The organism is Collinsella sp. AF18-8LB (genome assembly GCF_003459795.1).
Classification (GTDB): domain Bacteria; phylum Actinomycetota; class Coriobacteriia; order Coriobacteriales; family Coriobacteriaceae; genus Collinsella.
Genome location: NZ_QRWU01000008.1, coordinates 26,545 through 44,587 on the forward strand (window position 1 = coordinate 26,545; position 18,043 = coordinate 44,587).

At 59.9% G+C, this 18,043-nt stretch carries 16 protein-coding genes, 1 tRNA gene and 1 other RNA gene; 12 read left to right on the forward strand and 6 right to left on the reverse strand.

Features of this window, described 5'->3' with window-relative positions:
- Window positions 1-27: 27 nt before the first annotated feature.
- On the reverse strand, window positions 28-729 hold the full coding sequence (locus tag DWX25_RS07835) for a GntR family transcriptional regulator (protein WP_233505248.1): 702 nt from the start codon (window positions 727-729) through the stop codon (window positions 28-30).
- A 193-nt stretch (window positions 730-922) separates the two neighbouring features.
- On the opposite strand from DWX25_RS07835, the gene DWX25_RS07840 reads away from it, so the two are divergent.
- The 3 genes from DWX25_RS07840 (at window position 923) to DWX25_RS07850 (ending at window position 4,101) form a co-directional block, all read left to right on the forward strand.
- A complete protein-coding gene (locus tag DWX25_RS07840) occupies window positions 923-1,957 on the forward strand; it encodes a YeiH family protein (RefSeq protein ID WP_117799156.1) in 1,035 nt (344 codons plus the stop codon).
- Between the two features lie 266 nt (window positions 1,958-2,223).
- Complete coding sequence (locus DWX25_RS07845) at window positions 2,224-3,441, forward strand: helix-turn-helix domain-containing protein (protein WP_117799155.1); 1,218 nt, start codon at window positions 2,224-2,226, stop codon at window positions 3,439-3,441.
- A gap of 84 nt (window positions 3,442-3,525) precedes the next feature.
- Window positions 3,526-4,101, forward strand: a complete 576-nt coding sequence (locus DWX25_RS07850) for a hypothetical protein (protein WP_147335823.1) — start codon at window positions 3,526-3,528, stop codon at window positions 4,099-4,101.
- A gap of 63 nt (window positions 4,102-4,164) precedes the next feature.
- On the opposite strand, the gene DWX25_RS07855 is transcribed toward DWX25_RS07850, so the two are convergent.
- A complete protein-coding gene (locus DWX25_RS07855) occupies window positions 4,165-4,686 on the reverse strand; it encodes a nitroreductase (RefSeq protein ID WP_117734865.1) in 522 nt (173 codons plus the stop codon).
- 295 nt (window positions 4,687-4,981) lie between these two features.
- Between DWX25_RS07855 and DWX25_RS07860 the strand changes: the two genes are divergently transcribed.
- The 4 genes from DWX25_RS07860 (at window position 4,982) to DWX25_RS07875 (ending at window position 9,686) form a co-directional block, all read left to right on the forward strand.
- On the forward strand, window positions 4,982-5,272 hold the full coding sequence (locus DWX25_RS07860; protein ID WP_006235631.1) for a hypothetical protein: 291 nt from the start codon (window positions 4,982-4,984) through the stop codon (window positions 5,270-5,272).
- A gap of 181 nt (window positions 5,273-5,453) precedes the next feature.
- Window positions 5,454-5,954 carry a MarR family winged helix-turn-helix transcriptional regulator gene (locus DWX25_RS07865; RefSeq protein ID WP_117734866.1) on the forward strand — a complete coding sequence of 167 codons (501 nt, stop codon included), beginning with the start codon at window positions 5,454-5,456 and terminating at the stop codon, window positions 5,952-5,954.
- Window positions 5,954-7,678 (forward strand): ABC transporter ATP-binding protein, encoded by a 1,725-nt coding sequence (locus DWX25_RS07870; RefSeq protein ID WP_117734867.1) that lies wholly within the window; start codon window positions 5,954-5,956, stop codon window positions 7,676-7,678. The genes DWX25_RS07865 and DWX25_RS07870 overlap by 1 nt, the downstream gene beginning before the upstream one ends.
- 1 nt (window position 7,679) lies before the next feature.
- Window positions 7,680-9,686: an ABC transporter ATP-binding protein gene (locus DWX25_RS07875; protein WP_199412340.1), complete on the forward strand. Its 2,007-nt coding sequence runs from the start codon at window positions 7,680-7,682 to the stop codon at window positions 9,684-9,686.
- 110 nt (window positions 9,687-9,796) lie between these two features.
- Here the strand turns inward: DWX25_RS07875 and cysE are convergent, their stop codons facing one another.
- On the reverse strand, window positions 9,797-10,501 hold the full coding sequence (gene cysE, locus DWX25_RS07880; protein ID WP_117799153.1) for a serine O-acetyltransferase: 705 nt from the start codon (window positions 10,499-10,501) through the stop codon (window positions 9,797-9,799).
- Window positions 10,502-10,725: 224 nt separating this feature from the next.
- On the opposite strand from cysE, the gene DWX25_RS07885 reads away from it, so the two are divergent.
- A complete protein-coding gene (locus DWX25_RS07885; protein WP_117799152.1) occupies window positions 10,726-11,364 on the forward strand; it encodes a VTT domain-containing protein in 639 nt (212 codons plus the stop codon).
- A gap of 297 nt (window positions 11,365-11,661) precedes the next feature.
- A complete protein-coding gene (locus DWX25_RS07890; protein WP_117799151.1) occupies window positions 11,662-12,714 on the forward strand; it encodes a branched-chain amino acid aminotransferase in 1,053 nt (350 codons plus the stop codon).
- A 299-nt stretch (window positions 12,715-13,013) separates the two neighbouring features.
- On the opposite strand, the gene DWX25_RS07895 is transcribed toward DWX25_RS07890, so the two are convergent.
- The gene (locus DWX25_RS07895) at window positions 13,014-13,565 is read right to left on the reverse strand and encodes a LemA family protein (RefSeq protein WP_195240071.1); all 552 of its coding nucleotides are present in this window, start codon (window positions 13,563-13,565) and stop codon (window positions 13,014-13,016) included.
- Window positions 13,566-13,776: 211 nt separating this feature from the next.
- Between DWX25_RS07895 and DWX25_RS07900 the strand changes: the two genes are divergently transcribed.
- Window positions 13,777-14,361 (forward strand): TetR/AcrR family transcriptional regulator, encoded by a 585-nt coding sequence (locus DWX25_RS07900; protein ID WP_117734871.1) that lies wholly within the window; start codon window positions 13,777-13,779, stop codon window positions 14,359-14,361.
- Window positions 14,362-14,364: 3 nt separating this feature from the next.
- Here the strand turns inward: DWX25_RS07900 and DWX25_RS07905 are convergent.
- Window positions 14,365-14,454, reverse strand: a tRNA-Ser gene (locus tag DWX25_RS07905).
- 51 nt (window positions 14,455-14,505) lie between these two features.
- On the opposite strand from DWX25_RS07905, the gene tadA reads away from it, so the two are divergent.
- On the forward strand, window positions 14,506-16,287 hold the full coding sequence (gene tadA / locus DWX25_RS07910; protein ID WP_117799149.1) for a tRNA adenosine(34) deaminase TadA: 1,782 nt from the start codon (window positions 14,506-14,508) through the stop codon (window positions 16,285-16,287).
- 134 nt (window positions 16,288-16,421) lie between these two features.
- Window positions 16,422-16,517: signal recognition particle sRNA small type (gene ffs / locus DWX25_RS07915), an RNA gene on the forward strand.
- A 315-nt stretch (window positions 16,518-16,832) separates the two neighbouring features.
- Here ffs and DWX25_RS07920 read toward each other — a convergent pair.
- The gene (locus DWX25_RS07920) at window positions 16,833-17,861 is read right to left on the reverse strand and encodes an LPXTG cell wall anchor domain-containing protein (protein WP_117799148.1); all 1,029 of its coding nucleotides are present in this window, start codon (window positions 17,859-17,861) and stop codon (window positions 16,833-16,835) included.
- Window positions 17,862-18,043: the final 182 nt, after the last annotated feature.

The window sequence follows — 18,043 nt, forward strand, 5'->3', positions numbered from 1 at the left end:
TGTCCCCTTTGTGGTGGTTTTGGCAGGTTAGCGGAGCTTGCTGGTCTCGAAGTACTCGGGATACTGGTCCAGAATCTCGGTCTGGTTGCGGAACATCATGTGCAGGTGCTTGCTCACCAAAAAGCGCGCCTCGATGGGGTCGCGTCCGGCAATAGCGCGGCGGATTTGCTTGTGCTCGTTAACAATCTCCTGCTTGTCGAGCGTCTGCGTGGCGGCGCGCAGCCAGCGGAAGCGCTCTAGGTCGGCATTGGTCTCCTCGAGCCACGACCACACGGTGCTGCGGCATGCGATGCTAAAGATCATGCGATGCATGAGATTGTCGCTCAAAAAAAAGCCGATGCGATCCTCTTCGGCCATCGCCTTTTCCTGCAGCACGATGGCGCGGTCGAGCTGCTCGATGCCCACCGAGGTGGCACGCGCGCAGCACTCCACGATCACCTGCTTTTCCAGGTGCTCGCGAATGTAGCAGGCACTCTCGGCAAGGGTAAGGTTGATGGGCGAGACATAGGTGCCGCTTTGGGGCACGGTGCGCACCAAGCCCTCTTGCGCCAGACGCACCAACGCTTCGCGCACAGGGGTGCGCCCCATATCCAGGTCGTCGCAAAGTTGCTTGACGCCCAGCTTTTCGCCCGGCTTGTAGTCCAGGTAGACGATTTTGCGTCGAATGGTGTGGTAGGACTGGTCCTGTAGGCTCGTTTCCTGCTCGCCGACGTGCATCGATTCTTCCATAGCGCCTCGCAACTGTTCTATCAAACTCATATGTCAGTTGTTAATTATGCCGCGAATCAGCTCTCCGCGGTGGGTAATTCGGCTGTTGCCCAAGAACTATTGCGGCATCTTAGTCTGTGTTTGTGCAAGGCTGCGCTCAATGTTGCCGTATCATAAGCCGTCGCAAACGTGAAATAGAAAGAAGGAATCCCATATGCAACTGGCAAATATCGTACGCGAGCGCTGGAAAGGCGTTTTGTTCTGCCTGATCATCGCCATTCCCGCGACGTTGCTCGGCAAACAAATTGAGGTGGTCGGCGGTCCGGTATTTGCCATCCTCTTTGGCATGGTTCTGGCGCTCGTCTTTCCCAAGAATCGTCGCGAACAGCTCGCCGCTGGCGTCACCTATACGTCCAAAAAAGTCTTGCAGTACGCGGTTATCCTGCTTGGCTTTGGCATGAACCTCTCGCAGATTCTGTCCAAGGGCGCCCAGTCGCTGCCGATTATCGTGGCGACGATCTCGACCTCGCTTGTTGTCGCCTTCGTGCTCTGCCACGTCATGAACGTGCCGAGCAAGATCGCGACGCTTGTGGGTGTGGGTTCGTCGATTTGCGGCGGTTCTGCCATCGCCGCGACCGCACCCGTCATCGATGCCGACGATCGCGAGATTGCCCAGGCTATTTCGGTCATCTTCCTGTTTAACGTTATCGCGGCGCTCGTGTTTCCGACGCTCGGCGGCATGCTCGGGCTGACCAACGAGGGCTTTGGCCTGTTTGCCGGCACCGCCATCAACGACACCTCGTCGGTAACGGCTGCGGCGAGCGCCTGGGACAGCATGCATCCCGGCGCCAATGTGCTCGAGAGCGCCACGGTGGTCAAGCTCACCAGGACGCTGGCCATTATTCCCATTACGTTGGTTCTCGCATGCTGGCAGATGCATCTGGCGCGCAAGGCCGGCGGCGACGCCAAAAGCACGTTCTCGCTTAAACGCGCGTTTCCCATGTTTGTGCTGTTCTTTGTGCTGGCGAGCGTAATCACCACGGTGCTTCAGCTTCCCGCGTCCATTACGGCGCCCATCAAGGAGCTTTCGAAGTTCTTTATCGTGATGGCCATGGCGGCTATTGGCTTTAATACCGATATCGTCGAGCTGGTCAAAAAGGGCGGCAAGCCCATCGCGCTGGGCTTTTGCTGTTGGATTGGCATTGCGTGCATGAGCTTGGGAATGCAGCACGTGCTGGGAATCTGGTAGAGAAGTAGCCAGTTTGCGTGCTGGTTGCTGGTGGGCGCAAGCTTGCGGTGGAGCGATAGGAGCTCTTGCGGGTATGGCTTGTCCGCAGGTTTATAAGTCCCGAAGAGCTCTTATCGCCCCGCCAGGATGGCGATGCGGGGCAACACCTATACTCGCAGGACGGCGCTTTCTGCCCTATAGTGTTTGGTGAGCAATATCGTTCAATTTTGAAACACTCGGTCGTGCGACCGTCGGCGGTTGCACGTCGCCGCGGACAGGGGCAAATCATGAATAGCGATGCCAAGCTGAACATCTTGACCGAGGCCCTGGCTGCTGCCGGGGCCTCGGCATTGGCAATCGATGCGCGTGGGGACGTCGCGATTTCGACCATGAATGACGCGGCGCTTGAGCGGGATGTGGCGGCTTTTGTCGCTGAGCGCCTCGACCGTATAGGAGACGGCGCGCGTCTGGTTATGGGGCGTGCGGGTACGCGCCTGAGCCTGACCGTTCGCCCCACCGACAAAGAGAGCGGGGGCCTTTGGGTTGTCGTGGTCCGCGAGGTGCGCGGCGCCGCGGCGCATGCGGGCATCGAGTGGCTCAACGCCGACGAAGTTGAGGCCCGCTACGAATCGAGCGCGTACGGCATCGTTGAAGGCGCCGCTGCGGTAGCCGCACCGGTTGCCGAGAGCTATGCGCGCGGGGTGCCCCTTATGCTCGAGGGCGAGTTGGGCGCGGGTCAGGTCGAGATTGCCATGCGCCTCTATCTGGATGGCCCTTTTGCCGATCAACCCTTTGTTTCCGTCGCGCTCGATGAGCTCACCGAGCGCGGTTGGCGTCATGTGCTCAAAAGCTCCGAATCGCCGCTGTTCCAAACGGGGCTGACCCTTTGCATTGAGGGCTGGAACGCGGTTGGCCCCCAGCGCCTCCGCGAGCTCGTTTCCACGATGGCCGACACCGCGTTGGCGACGCGCTGCCATGTGGTGCTGACGGCGAATGACATGCCGGGCGGCAGCGAAAGTGATCAAGCCGCCTTTGTGACCGAGCGTTTCGCCTGTGCGGTGAGCGTGGCGCCGGCGATTGCCGAGCAGGGAGCCGCGTCGACGAAGGTTGCGCGCTATTTGGAATATCTCGCTGATGCATTTGGGACGGCAGCACCCACGCTGTCCGCCGCGGCGACGAAGACGCTCGATGCTTACCGCTGGCCGCGCAATTATCTGCAGCTCCGCGAGGTCTCGGAACGACTGTATATATTGGTGGGGGCGGGCGCGGTGGACCGCGCTGTGGCGGAGGAAGTGCTCGCCCAAGAGGACGTGATTAAGACCGCAACCTTTGGCGCCCCGACGCTCGAAAGTGACCTGTATATCCTGCGACCGCTGGCCGATACCGAGCGAGATGTCGCGCATCTGGTTGTAGACCATCTCCACGGCAACCGAACCCGTGCGGCGGAGGTGCTGGGCATAAGCCGTACAACGCTGTGGCGCTTGCTGAAGGACGATGACCGTTGAGCGAGGCACCCGTGACCGCGCGCGACGCGTGTGCTACAGTCCAAAGCGTTATTGTTTCGATTTGGTTACGGCGTGCGAGGGCATATGGCTGAGACTTCAAAACCGAGCCGCAGAAGGCGGAGTGCCGCGCCGGTTAACCGACGCACGACATCGGTGACGTGGGGCAAACACGCCTCGGGGTTTGATGGCTCGTTCAAGCGCACTAAATATGGCTATCCTTCGGCAAGCGCTCGCTTGGCCATGCAGGCCGAGTCGTCGCTGTGGGGCCGCAAGCGCGTGGTGGGCTCAAAGCTCAAGCACGACGGAACGCTCGGTTACATCAGCCGCGGGGCGGCTCGTCGCAGCGGGCTCAATCCCGCCGGCTGGCATCGCTACGTGCCGATCGTGGCTGTCGTTGCAGCGATCGTCATCGCACTTGCTGCGCTTGGCTACGCCGGCGGCGGCGCCAACTTGGACGCAATGTTTAAATCGCCCGAGCTCGCGCATGCAGGCACAGAAGTTGTCGAGGGCGCTCAGACCCAGACGGGCGTCGCGCCCCAGCGCGGAATCGTTGCGGCGGCCACCACCATCGCCGATGCTCAAAAGGACGAGGACGAACAAAGCAGCGAAGCCGAAACGACTCACACGAACGAAACGACGACAACGGCGACGTCAATATAAGTTGCGAGAGGGGTAGCTAAAATAGCCCCGTCCCAAATTAGCTACCCCTATGACGCTCCTGGGTTACCTTACGTAGACCACGTTGTCGCGGCGCGGCTTTGCCTCGGGAAGTGCGTCTTCGGCATAGCCCAGAATGCAGTGACCGACGCCGCGTAGGCTTCCGTCGGCGGGTAGACCCCAGCTGGCCAGTAGCTCCAGACCCTCGGGCGAATCGAAAACCTCATGCGCGCGGTGAATCCAGCACGAATCAACGCCCAGCGCATAGGCGGCGTTGAGCAGGTTACCCATGGCAAGCGAACCGTCTTCCAGATGCGTGGGCACGCTGCGGTCGACCAGCACCACCACAACGGTCTTGGCGCCATAGAAGGGGTCGCTGTTGCTGCCCATGACTTGCGCGTTGAGCTGTGAGAGACGCTCAGCGGTCGCGGGGTCGGTGACGGCGACAAACGTCACCGGCTGGCGGCCCATGCCGCTCGGTGCATATTGGCCGGCTTCGATAATACGTGCAAGCTTTTCGGCCTCGACGGGGCGATCGCTGTATTTGCGACAGCTGCGGCGGTGAATGAGCGCTTCGATAGTCTCCATGGTGTCTCCTTGCGATGGCGTTGCAGATGCCCCGTTCATACCCGTCGGGCTCAAACGATAGACGGTCAATTGCCCGGCCAAAAGGATAGATTCCAATTGGGAAAGTGAGTTTGCATAAAAGTGCCTTCAGAATGTGACAAACAAATGGGATGGTTAAACGTTTTATCCCGTCTACCCTGCGGTTTTTTACCACTTGCCTAAATGATGCGCGTATAAGCTCTGATAAAGGTTTTACTAAAGGAGAACCAACGTTTATCAATGCGCTGTGGTGGCGCCGGGCCAGGAGGTAACTATCATGTTCCAGGCTGGAGATGTCGTCGAGACCGATTTCGAAGGATTTCTGAAGCTGCTGCGTTCCAAGACGCGCGCTTTCGTGTCGATCAACGATCACGAGTACTACATCACGCACACCGATGGCTATTGGCGTGTTCAGGATTGCGAGGCCCTCAACGACAAGGGCCACTTTACTGACTGCTCCGAGCTGGTCAACACGGTCTGCGAGGTCGTCGAGCTGCCGTGGATTGCCGGCAAGAGCCTGCATGATAGCTTCTCGGGCGCTACGGTCTATGAGGCAGTCGCCGCTTAACAGGCAATAAAACCCGAATTTCACGTGACCGCTGGCGCTGCCCCCGCGCCGGCGGTCTTTTTCTGCCGATAGGCCATAAAAGTGCAAACATTTGCGGAGCGCCTGTTGACGATAGTCAAAACTCGGACTAATATAGAGATACAAAATTGGTCAAAAATCGGACAATCGAATGGTGGGATAGATGAATAGTGCGGTTACACTGGTCGATTTCGACCGGTTGCTCAATGGACTCGACCATATCTATTCGGAGTTCTCGCGCGCCTGCGGTCTTTCGGACTGCGCTTACTGGATGCTCGTCGATACCAGCACGGCGGGCGGCAGTGTTGCCGTAAGCCGTCTGACAAGCGAATGGTTCTACAGCAAGCAGACTATCAACTCGGCAATTAAAACCTTGACGGCGCGGGGTTTCGCAACGTTGGAGTTTGCCGAAGGCAGCCGTAAGAACAAGGTTGTGCGTTTGACCGAAGCGGGCATGCGGTTTGCCGAGCAATATGCGCTGCCGGCGCAAGAAGCCGAGCAACAGGCTTTCGAAGTGCTCGAGCCCTGGGAACAGCGCGAAATCATGCGCCTAATCGGAAAATTTTCCCATGCGCTCGGCGATGAGTGCGATGCCTTTAAGCAGCATATCGCTGCCGAGAGCCAGGCCGAGAATCAAGGTGAGGGGGAGTCGTGCGACTCTTAATGAGGTTTATGAAGCCGTATCGCAGGCTTGTCGCGGTGACGTTGTTGGTGCTGCTAATCGACAACGTCGGTACGCTGTTGGTTCCTACGATGCTGGCGAACATGGTCAACACCGGCATCACCACGGGCGATGTCGACTACATCCTGCGCAACGGCCTCTACATGCTTATCGCGACCGGCATGGCCAGCGGCGGCGCGGTGTTGGGCTGCTATCTTTCGGCGCGCTTGGCCGCCAACGTGGCCTGCGATATCCGCAATGCCGTCTACGACAAGTCGCTCGAGCTGTCTGCCAGTGACTTTGAGCGCTTTGGCACGGGCTCGATGATCACGCGCTCGCTCAACGACATCAACGTGATTCAACAGGCGATTCTGCAGACGATCCAGCTGGTGCTGCCGGTGCCGTTCCTGGCGGTGGCAGGCATCATCTTCGCCTGGCTCATCGATTCGGCCATGGGCATGCTTCTGGGCGTCGTGGTTGCGATCGTGCTGGTTGCGGCGGTCTTTACGGTTGCCAACGCGGCTCCGATCTTTATGCGCTTGCAGAGTTTTATCGACCGTATGAACGTGGTGCTGCGCGAAAACATCGTGGGTGTGCGCGTCATCCGTGCGTTTAACAAGGAGCGCCATGAGGAGCAGCGCCTGGACGAGGTGTTTAGCGATTACGCGGACAATGCCATTAAGGTCAACCACCTGTTTGTGGGGCTCGACAGCTCCAGCTTCTTTTTGATGAACATCGCCGAGGTGGCGGTGCTGTGGGTGGGCGGCAACCGCGTGGGCGCCCATGCGATGCAAATCGGCAGCATCTCGGCCGTGCTGGAGTACGCGATCCTGATTCTGTTCTTTGTGATGATGGCGCAGATGGTGGTGCTGACACTCCCGCGCGCCGCCGCATGTCTGAACCGCGCGCAGCAGGTGCTGGAGATTGAGCCGAGTATCGTGGATGGCGAACGCACGCTCGACGCGAGCGCGTCCGACTCAAAGGACGGATCGGATGCGGTCGCCGTGTTCGATCACATGTCGTTTCGTTTTGACGATGCCGACGAGGACACGCTGTGCGATCTGAACTTTGCCTGTCGCCGCGGTCAGACGACTGCGATTGTCGGCTCGACGGGATCGGGCAAGTCAACGGTGGCCAAGCTCTTGCTTCGCTTCCACGATGCCACGAAGGGCGCCATTCGCCTGAACGGCGTCGATCTGCGCGAACTTTCGCAAGACGACATCCGCGGGCGTATTGCCTATGTGCCGCAGAAGGCGTGGCTGTTCTCGGGCACCGTGGCAAGCAACCTGCGCTTTGGCAACGAAGACGCGACTGAGGCAGACATGCTTCATGCGCTCCAGGTTGCCCAGAGCACCTTTGTGCTCGATCAGCCGCAGGGGCTCGATACCCCGGTGGCGCAGGGCGGCACGAACTTTTCGGGCGGCCAGCGCCAACGTCTGGCCATCGCCCGTGCGCTCATGAAGCATGCCGATCTATATATCTTCGACGATAGTTTTTCGGCCCTGGACTTTAAGACTGATGCCGCCCTGCGCCATGCGTTGCAAGACGAGACGCGCGACGCTGCGGTGCTCATCATCGCGCAGCGCATCTCGACGATCTTGCATGCCAACCAGATCGTGGTGCTCAAGGACGGCGAGGTCGTGGGCCTAGGCACGCACGACGAGCTCATGGAGACCTGCGAGGTGTACCGCGCTATCGCGGAATCGCAGATGAAGGGAGGTGAGTAGCATGACCGAGGAGCTCAAGAAGCAGGGCGGCGTTGATGACGCCGCTGCCGCGGGATTGGTTGAGGAAACGGCTGCCGCGGTACCCGAGCTGGACGATGCCGCCAAGGCAGCGGCCGAGCGCGAGGCTCGTCGCCAAGCGCTGTACGAGGAAAACGAACGAGCCGAGGACGAGCGCGCCCGTGCCGAGGCAGAGCGTATGCGCGACGTGGACGACGAAGACGAGGACGAGACGCCTCGGGATACCTGGGCGACGGTGCGCCGTTTGTGGAACGAGGCTACCGGCGACCATTGGCGCTTCTATATCGTGTTCGTGAGCATCGTGTTCTACGTCATCTTTAACACCGCCGCGCCGGCATATAGCGCTCATGTTATCGACGAGCTGTGGGGCCATATACAGGTGGCGTTTGCCAGCGGAACCACCTTTAGCATCACCTGGGACCAATGCGGTAAGACCATCTTTGTCTACTTTTTAATCTGGACGGCCGCCGGATCGTTCTATGCACTGCAGAGTTTTTTGATGTCGAGTGTTGCTGAGCGCCTCAACCTGCGCCTGCGCAACCGCATCGCGCAAAAGCTCAGCCGTCTGCCGCTCGCTTACTTTGATGCGCATCGCCCCGGTGAGGTAGTCAGCCGCGCGACCAACGACCTGGACAAGATGTCCGAGAGCATGCAGCGCGGATTGCTGCAGCTGCTGATGTCGATCGGCACCGTGACGGGCGCCATCATCATGATGTTCGTCTATAGCGTTAGGCTCACGTTGATCTTTTTGGGTTTTACGGCGGTATCGCTGCTGGTGACCAAGGTGGTCTCGCACCGCACGCATGACGTAACCGGTGAGCGCCAGGAATGGGTCTCCAAGATTACGAGCGCGGTTGAGGAGGGTTACTCGGGCCGTCTGGTGATTCGCGCGTTCAACCGCGAACGCCAGAGTTCTGCCGAGGTGCACGAAGCCTCGGGCGAGCTGGCGCGCGTGAGTGCCAAGGCCGACTTTATGATTAACGCCGTCGGCCCTGCGGTGCGCTTTATCGGCCGTTTGGCGCAGATCGTGATCGCGCTGGTGGGCTGCAGTATGCTGGTTGCCGGTCACATGACCGTCGGCGTGTTCCAGGCGTTCTTCCAGTTTATCTACGAGGCGTCCGAACCCATGACGCAGCTGTCGTTTACCTTTAACTCGCTGCAGAGCGCGCTGGCGAGCGCAGAGCGCGTGTTCGACCTGCTCGATGAGCCCGAGATGGAGGCCGATCCGCTGCCGGACGAGGCCGCCAAGCTGCCGGGTCGCGTTGAGGGTCGCGTCGCTTTTGAGCATGTACGCTTTGGCTATTCGCCCGACAAGCCGCTTATGCGCGACGTGTCGTTTACCGCCGAGCCGGGCCAGAAGATCGCCGTGGTGGGAACCACGGGCGCGGGCAAGACTACGCTCATCAACCTGCTCATGCGCTTTTACGAGATCGACGGTGGCCGCATTACGCTCGACGGCGTGGACACGAGCCGTATGGACCGCGGCGAGCTGCGCCAGCAGTTTGGCATGGTGCTGCAGGACGCCTGGCTATTTGATGGCACGATTGCGCAGAACATCGCCTACGGCTGTCCCGAGGCGACGCGCGACGAGATCGTGGCGGCTGCGCGCGCCGCGCAGGTCGACTTCTTTGTGCGTACCATGCCGCAGGGTTATGACACGCGGGTGGCCAACGATGCCGAGAGCATTAGTCAGGGCCAGCGCCAGCTGCTGACCATTGCACGCGTGCTGCTCAACAACCCGGCGATTCTCATCCTGGACGAGGCGACGTCGAGCGTGGACACGCGCACCGAGCTTGCCATCGGCCGCGCCATGGACGCGCTCATGCGCGGGCGCACCAGTTTTGTGATCGCGCATCGCCTGTCGACGATCGTGGATGCCGACCTGATTCTGGTCATGGATCACGGCAACATTATCGAGCAGGGCACACATAAGGAGCTGCTCGCAGCCGAGGGCGCTTACGCCGACCTCTATCTGAGTCAGTTCGCATAATGTGAAAAAAAGGACAGTCCCTTTGTCACATCAGAAATAAGGCGCGCCGGGGATGGATTCCCTGGCGCGCCTTTGCGTTGACATCGATGCTATTGGCCGTTGCTTGCGTCCTATCGCTCGTCCACGAGCTTGGCGACGAGGGCCTTAAGTTCGGCCACCTCCTGCTCGAGTTCATGTACGCGGCGGGCGTTCTCGGTGATGTCCCGGCGGTTGAGGGCGCTTTGCTCGGCGGCATCGTCAGGCATGTATTCGCGGTGCTGCTTGGCGTCAAAGTTTTCCTCGAACACGCGGCAGCCGTTGCGTTTGATAATGCGCCCGGGCACGCCCACGACGGTGCAGTTGTCGGGCACGTCCTTGACGACGACCGAGTTGCCGCCGATTTTGACGTTGTTGCCAATGCGAATGTTGCCGAGCACCTTGGCGCCTGTGCCCACGGTGACGTTGTTGCCCAGGGTGGGGTGGCGCTTGCCGGTCTCGTTGCCGGTGCCGCCAAGTGTGACGCCCTGATAGAGCACGCAGTTGTCGCCCACAATGGCGGTTTCGCCGATGACAACGCCCATGGCGTGGTCGATAAAGAAATGCTTGCCGATCTGTGCGGCAGGGTGAATTTCGACGCCAGTGATATGGCGGGTGATTTGCGAGAGCACGCGGGCGAGCGAGCGATGGCCGTGCTCCCAGAGCCAGTGCTCGGGCACATGGTTCCACTTGGCGTGTAGGCCGGGATAGGAGAGGAAGATGACCAGGCCGTTTTGCGCAGCGGGATCCTGTGCCTGGACGGTCCTGATGTCCTCGCGAATGGTATTGATAAAGCTCACCGGCCGCCCTCCCTTAGCGCCGCGACAATGCAATTCAATAAAGTATAGCGATTCGCTAGGGATTAGGAAGAACAATCTTACTCGGCTTTGCGTGACAGGTGTCAATTATGCAAACTTGCTGGTAATGAAGTCACGCTTTTGTAAGGTCGTGTGCGTGGCGGCGTCGCAACCGTATACTGGTCAACTTGGACGTGTCCGCGCCCACAACTGAGAGGTTTTACTTCATGGGTTTCATCAATTTTATCGCTGAGCTACTTAAGGATCCGCGCACCGCGATCGCCAGCTGGATCGCCGCCGGCCCGCTTATGGCCTACGGCTGCGTGTTCCTGATCATCTTTGTCGAGACGGGCGTGGTGTTCTTCCCGTTCCTTCCCGGCGACTCGCTGTTGTTCGCCTCGGGCTTCTTTGCCCACAACGGCGGCTTTAACATCGTGGCCCTGCTGGCCGTCGCATGGACGGCTGCTATCTTGGGCGATCAGTGCAACTTTATGATCGGTCATTTCTTTGGCCAAAAGATCATCGCCTCGGGCAAGGTGAAGGCCATGACGCCCGAGCGTATCAAAAAGTCTGAGGACTTCCTGGACAAGTGGGGCCACCTGGCCATCTTCCTGGGTCGCTTCTTCCCGTTTATCCGCACCTTTGTGCCCTTCATCGCCGGTATGGGCGGCATGCACTGGCGTAACTTTGTCATCTATAACGTGCTGGGCGGTATCACCTGGTCGACGGTCTTTACGCTGCTGGGCTATTTCTTTGGCGGCATCCCCTTTGTGCAGGAGCACTTTGAGTTGCTGATTGTCGGTATCGTCGCCGTGTCGATCATTCCGACCGTGGTCGGCATCGTCAAGGCCAAGCTGGGCAAATAGAGCGCTTGGCTTGAGCCGGCATAAAAGCCGTGTAGCTAAGGCCCGTCACCGTTTACGGTGGCGGGCCTCTTTGCTTCGGTCAAATGAAAATACTTTAGTTAGTTAAAGAAAAACGTTTTATCCAACGCATGCGGGGAGTACAATCTCGTGCATGCGAATCGACGTGCCATCGGCTTTGATGCTGTTCGCGTGTCCCGTCCGGCTCTACGCTCCGGGCGTGCGACGTTGCGACGCGGTCGGCCTCGGTCCTTGCGTGCGGGTTCGCGAGTATGCAACTGTGTATGTAAGGAGCGACATATGGCTGTCGAGAAGAAGGATATCGATTGGGGTAGCCTTGGCTTTGGCTACATGAAGACCGATTACAGCTACGAGGCCCATTGGAAGGATGGCGAGTGGGACGAGGGCGGCCTGACCACCGACCACACCCTGCATGTCTCCGAGTGCGGCGGCATCTTCCATTACTGCCAGGAGGTCTTTGAGGGCCTGAAGGCCTATACCGCCGAGGACGGTAGCATCGTCTGCTTCCGTCCCGACATGAACGCCGAGCGTATGTATAACTCTGCCCAGCGCCTCGAGATGCCCCCGTTCCCCAAGGACAAGTTTGTCGAGGCCGTCAAGCAGGTCGTTTCTGCCAATGCCGCCTGGGTTCCGCCCTTCGGCTCCGGTGCAACCCTGTACGTGCGTCCGTTTATGATCGGCTCTGGTGACGTGATCGGCGTGGCTCCCGCTCCTGAGTACACGTTCCGCATTCTCGTGACCCCGGTCGGTCCGTACTTTAAGGGTGGCCTTAAGCCCGTCAAGCTGCGCGTTTCCGAGTACGACCGCGCCGCACCGCACGGCACCGGCAACATCAAGGCCGGCCTTAACTATGCCATGTCCCTCAAGCCCACGATGGAGGCCCATCGCGGGGGCTATGCCGAGAACCTGTATCTCGACTCCGAGTCCCGCACCTATGTCGAGGAGACCGGCGGCGCGAACGTCCTGTTCGTGAAGGAGGACGGCACCCTCGTCGTTCCGCAGTCGCACACCGACTCCATCCTGCCCTCCATCACCCGTCGCTCGCTCGTTCAGGTTGCCGAGAATCTGGGCATGACCGTCGACCAGCGTCCCGTCGAGTGGGCCGAGGTCAAGGCCGGCGCCTTCGTTGAGTGCGGTCTGTGCGGCACCGCTGCCGTCATCTCTCCGGTCGGCGAGATCGACAACAAGGTTTACGGCGCCGACGAGACCGTGACCTTCCCGGCTGGCTACACCGAGATCGGCCCTGTGATGAAGAAGCTCCGCGAGACCCTGACGGGCATCCAGTCTGGTGCTGTTGAGGATAAGCACGACTGGGTTTACACCGTCGCGTAATTATCCTTTCCTGTTCGGGCGGAGAGCAAGTTCCCTCCCGGCGCGTCCTCGGACATGCAAGAAGCCCTCGCTGCGCACTTCGTGCGGCGAGGGTTTCTTGCGTCCTGCGGAGTGCGCCGGGAGGGAACTTGCTCTCCGCCCTGCGGGAACGACGTTGTCGCAACAGGCAACAATTAATCTGAATAAAGATGGCGCCCGGCCTTTTGGCCGCGCGTTGTGCGTGGATACGAAAAGGGCCCAAGGTTTGTGCCTTGGGCCCCAAAGGGTTGATGAACTGGCTTAAGACTCTGCCTTGTTGTTTAGAACTTGACGGTCGGGGCCTGGCGGGCTGCTTCGGCGGCCTCGAAGCCCTGGCGCTCCTTAAACTGGAAGATGCCGGCAAAGATGACAGCCGGGAACGTCTGAATGGCGTTGTTGTAGCTGAGCACGCAGTCGTTGTAGCTCTGGCGTGCATAGCTAATCTTGTTCTCGGTATCCTCGAGCGACGCCTGCAGCTGCGTAAAGTTGGTGTTTGCCTTAAGGTCGGGATAGGCCTCGGCTACGGCGAAGAGCTGGCGCAGCGCACCGGTCAGCACGTTGTCGGCTTCCATCTTGGCCTCGGGCGTGGTGGCCTTGACGGCGGTGTTACGCGCGCTGATCACGGCGGAGAGCGTCTCTTGTTCGTGCTTGGCGTAGCCCTTGACGGTCTCGACCAGGTTGGGGATCAGGTCGTTGCGGCGCTGCAGCTGCGTATCGATGTTCTGCCAGGCGTTATCGATGCGGTTGCGCTTGGTGACCATGTTGTTGTAGATGCCGGCGATGGCGCAGACAATCACAATAACAACAACGATGCCGATGATGACGGGAAGCATGATGTCTCCGTTTCGAATGGCCGCGGCGGCATGCGCCAGCTGCCGTTGGTATAACGCTACTAGTATACCCGCAACGTTTTGCCGTGCCGAACTTTCCTGTAAGCGTTATGTTTTCGGCGGGGTTGGCACCGGGGCAAAGCGCGCGAGGTACAGGTGTAAGATATGCGACAGATTGACGAGTGTTGTCTTTACCCTGAGGATGGCGATACCAGTGGACCTTCGCATTAAGAAAACCTACCGCGCCCTGTTCGATGCCTTCACCGAGCTTCTCGAGGAGCATCGATTTGAGGACCTGACGGTTGCCATGCTGTGCGACCGCGCCATGATTCGCCGCACGACGTTCTACAAGCACTTTCGCGACAAGAACGATTACTTTGCCTTTTATATCGATGAGCTTATGTCGGGTTTGCCGCAAAAGCGGGCTGGCGAGGGCGGCACGGTGTCGGCCGACGACGTGCGCGTGCTTCGCCACGAGGTGTTCACCGACGCCATGGACCTGATTCTGGCCCATGAGCAGCTCATGGACAACATTTTGGCGAGCAGCATGTCGGGCATGCTGACCAGCATGATTTGCGATCGCATTGCCCGCTCTATCCGCGAGCGTGTGATGAGTGCGCTAGACGAGGACGCGCTTGCGCCCGTGCCGCTCGACACGACGGCTGAGTTTGTCGCCGGCGGCATTATTCGGCTCTTTACTATGTGGTGGGAATCGGGTCACGATCTGGAGCGTCGCTCCGAGATGGCTGACGTTGTCGATGCGCTGTTCGAGCGGACCATGACGCCGGTGCATCGCTAAAAGTGGCGGAGAGAGGGGGATTCGAACCCCCGGAACGCTCTCGCGCTCAACGGTTTTCAAGACCGCCGCATTCAACCGCTCTGCCATCTCTCCGTGAGTCGTAATGATAGCATCGTTTTGAATCTGCAACAGGGAAGGCGAACGATGACGATCACCGAAATCGACGAGAAGTTCATGCTCGAGGCGCTGGCAGAGGCTCGCGCCGCCGCTGCGGTGGGCGAGGTACCCATCGGAGCCGTAGTGGTGCGCGCGGGCGAGATCGTCGCGAGGGCGCATAATCGTCGCGAGCTCGACCAGGACCCTTCGGCGCATGCAGAGTTCGCGGCCCTGTGCGCTGCCGCTCAGTCGCTCGGTCGCTGGCGCCTTTCCGATTGCACGGTCTACGTGACGCTCGAGCCTTGCTGCATGTGTGCGGGGCTTATGGTCAACGCGCGCGTGGGGCGCTGCGTGTATGGCGCGGCTGATGCCAAGGCGGGCGCCTTGGGCTCGTTGTATGACCTGAATGCCGATTCGCGCCTGAACCATCGGTTTAACGTGACGGCCGGCGTGCTGGCAGACGAGTGTCGTGAGGTGTTGAGCAGCTATTTTAGTGGGCTGCGTGGCACCGATGGTGCTGGCTGCGGTTGTGGGGCCGATCTTGAGGCGCATGCCGCTCATGCCGAGGCACTCGCGTGTGCCGAAGATATTGCCGTTGAGGCGGTCGATTTTGGTGTCGCATGCCGCCGGCCCCGCCGTGTGCTGCTGGCGATTGATTCCTTTAAGGGTAGCGTGTCGAGTGCGCAGGCAGAGGAGGCCGTTGCCGAAGGCATGCGCCGCGTTTGGCCCGATGCCGAGGTGTGCACATTGCTGCTGGCAGATGGTGGCGAGGGAACGCTCGATGCTATCGCCGCATGCGGTGGTGAGCTCTCGGCCTGCGAGGTGGCAGGTCCCTTGGGCGAACGCGTGTCTGCCCGGATGCTGGTGGACGGCGAGCGCGAGTCGGCTGTTATTGAGATGGCCGAGGCGGCGGGTATTGGGTATTCGCCCTGTACGGAGTCGGCGGCGTTGGCGGCTTCGACCTATGGCGTGGGCGAGCTCATGCTTCGCGCAGTCCGTGCTGGGGCAAAGACTATCTATATTGGTCTGGGCGGCAGTGCTACCAACGACGGTGGGGCCGGCATGCTGCAGGCGCTGGGCGCGCGTGTGGCCGATGACCAGGGCTGCGATGTCGCCCCCGGTCTTGCCGGCCTTGAGCGGGTGGCGAGCGTTGATTTGGCGCCAGCGCTTCGGGCGCTGAACGGTGCGCGTGTCGTGGTGCTTTCCGATGTCGAGAATCCGCTCGTAGGGCGTCGGGGCGCATTGGCGGTGTTTGGCGGGCAGAAAGGCTTGCCGACGGGTGACGCCGAGGCGCTGAGCAGGTGCGACAGCTGGATGGTCGGCTACGGTCGTCTGCTCGATACGGCAATTGTCGAGGCTCGGGCCCAGGGGCTGCTGCGCGTGCCCGAGGGTGCACGGACATTTGGCTCGGTGCTCGGTGTGCCCGGTGCCGGTGCCGCCGGCGGCCTGGGCGCCGCGCTGCTAGCGCTCGGTGCAGAGCTACGCTCGGGCGTGGAGACGGTGCTCGACCTCGTTGGGTTCGACGAGCGTGTGCGCGATGTCGACCTGGTCATAACGGGCGAGGGCAATATGGACGAGCAATCCGCCGCCGGCAAAGCGCCGGTGGGTGTGGCCCGCCGTGCCAAGCGCTATAGCAAGCCGGTGGTCGCCGTCTTGGGCGGTCGTGCCGACAACCTGGATGCGGTGTATGGGCAGGGCGTCGACCTGGTTTTGCCGATCTGCCGCAAGCCCATGGATTTGAAGTGGGCACTCGATCCGCAGGAAGCCGCAACCAACCTCATCTGCGCCGGCGAGTCTGCCGCGCGAGCCTACGACCTTGGCCGCATCTAGAAAAGTAGTCATTTTGGGACGGGGCTTTTTTGACTACCCACCAGTCAAAAAGTAGTCAAAAAAGCCCCGTCCCAAATTAGCTGTCTTGCCCCATCGGGCGGGAGCGGGTAAGATATATCGAGCGCCTAGCGCGTTCGATGGGTTCGGATGACGACATGTTCCGAATCTGGTCAGGTCCGGAAGGAAGCAGCCATAAGGAGCCTCTGTCGGGCATCCGAATCCATCGAGTGCACGGGCTTTCTTTTTGCGCGGTTTTACCAAACCGCGCAATGCTCGACGCTGCGCGCCACCCAGAGCGACAATTTGTCATTCAAAAGGCAAGGCATGACCAGAAGGTCTATGCCTTGCCTTTTTCATGCCAACTTGTTCGCTCTGGATGGCGCTCGCTGACTGCGCCAAGACATCAATGGCTACGTGGTTCAAGAGACGGCGGCGTTGCCATCTGTTTTTACAAGTAAGGAGGACCGTTTCTCTGGTTTTGGTTGGGGAAACGGGCCTCTTTGTCTATGGGCTTGTAGATTGGTGGGAGCGATATGCTCTGGCAGCTATTTTGAGTTCTTGATGCGACGTGTGGCTGCGGTGGTTATTCCGAGGCCTGCGGCGGCGATTCCTGCGAGTGCGATTGCGCTCGGTGCTGTGTCGCCCGTGTTTGCGAGCTTGCCGGCGGTCGTATTTGCTTGCTTGCCGCTGCTCGAGTTCGCCTGCTTGGTGGAGCTTGGTAGGGTGTCTTTGCCGGTTGCAGGTGAGCTAACGGGCGGTGCCGTCTCGGCGGGTTGCGCTGAGCCGGAGGGAGGCACTGTCTCGGTCGGTTTCGTTATCTCGGGCGAGGTGGCCTTGTCTGCCGCGGCCTTTGCCTCTTCGTATGCTTTGCAGGCGTCGTCATAGGCCGCTTGCGCCTTTTCCAAATCGTCGAGGAGCGTATCTCGCTTGGCTACATCCTCATCGATGTGGGCTTTGGCTTTCTCCGCCTCACTTTCGAAACACTGAACCTCTCTTTCCTGGCTTTCGAGCCGGCGTTGGCAGCGGTGAAGATCATCTTCACAAGATTTTTCTCGCCTTTCTGCCGACATGATCTTACTTCGCAACTGCTTAATAGTTTCGTTAGAAGCTCCGTCGTCGATTGCCTTATTTAATTCTGCCTGAAGGCCGCTTGTCCGGTTGTGGGCCTCATCGTATTTGGCTTGGGCTGCATCGACGTTCGCTTGCATGGCGGGAAGGGGTTCCCTCCGTTTGGCGGCTTCCGTCACCACCATGTCGTGGATCTCTTGAAAACTGGCAATGTCATCATCGATTTCCGCAAGTTTCTCGGGACTTGCGGCGTCTTTTGCGGCTTCGAGGTTTTTGAGCGCTTCCTGCATGGCTGCATACGCTTTTTCTTTTGCGGCGGCCGCGTCTTCTGTCTGCGGGGCGCCCGAATTGCCGTTGGCGGCGCTCGTCTGCGAAACGGCCGCACCGGTGGGGGAACTGGTTTCTGCCGCGATCGCCGTTGCGGGGGCGATTCCCGCGACAAGTGCCGCGGAAAGGGCGATGCCCACAGTTGCTCGTCTTGCTCTTCTTGCGAGAATGTCGTTCATCTCGGCACCTCATTTCCAGAGTCGGCGACTAACTTGGTAGCACTAATGTAAGTATACCAAGCTAGTTGACCCGACACTGGCTGGGTGTGCGCGTATACCCCTCTGAAAACCGAATCCCATTAGAAATGACGAGCTGTTTACGCTTCTTTTGGGCTCACCGTACTATCATGGTTCGAATTGAG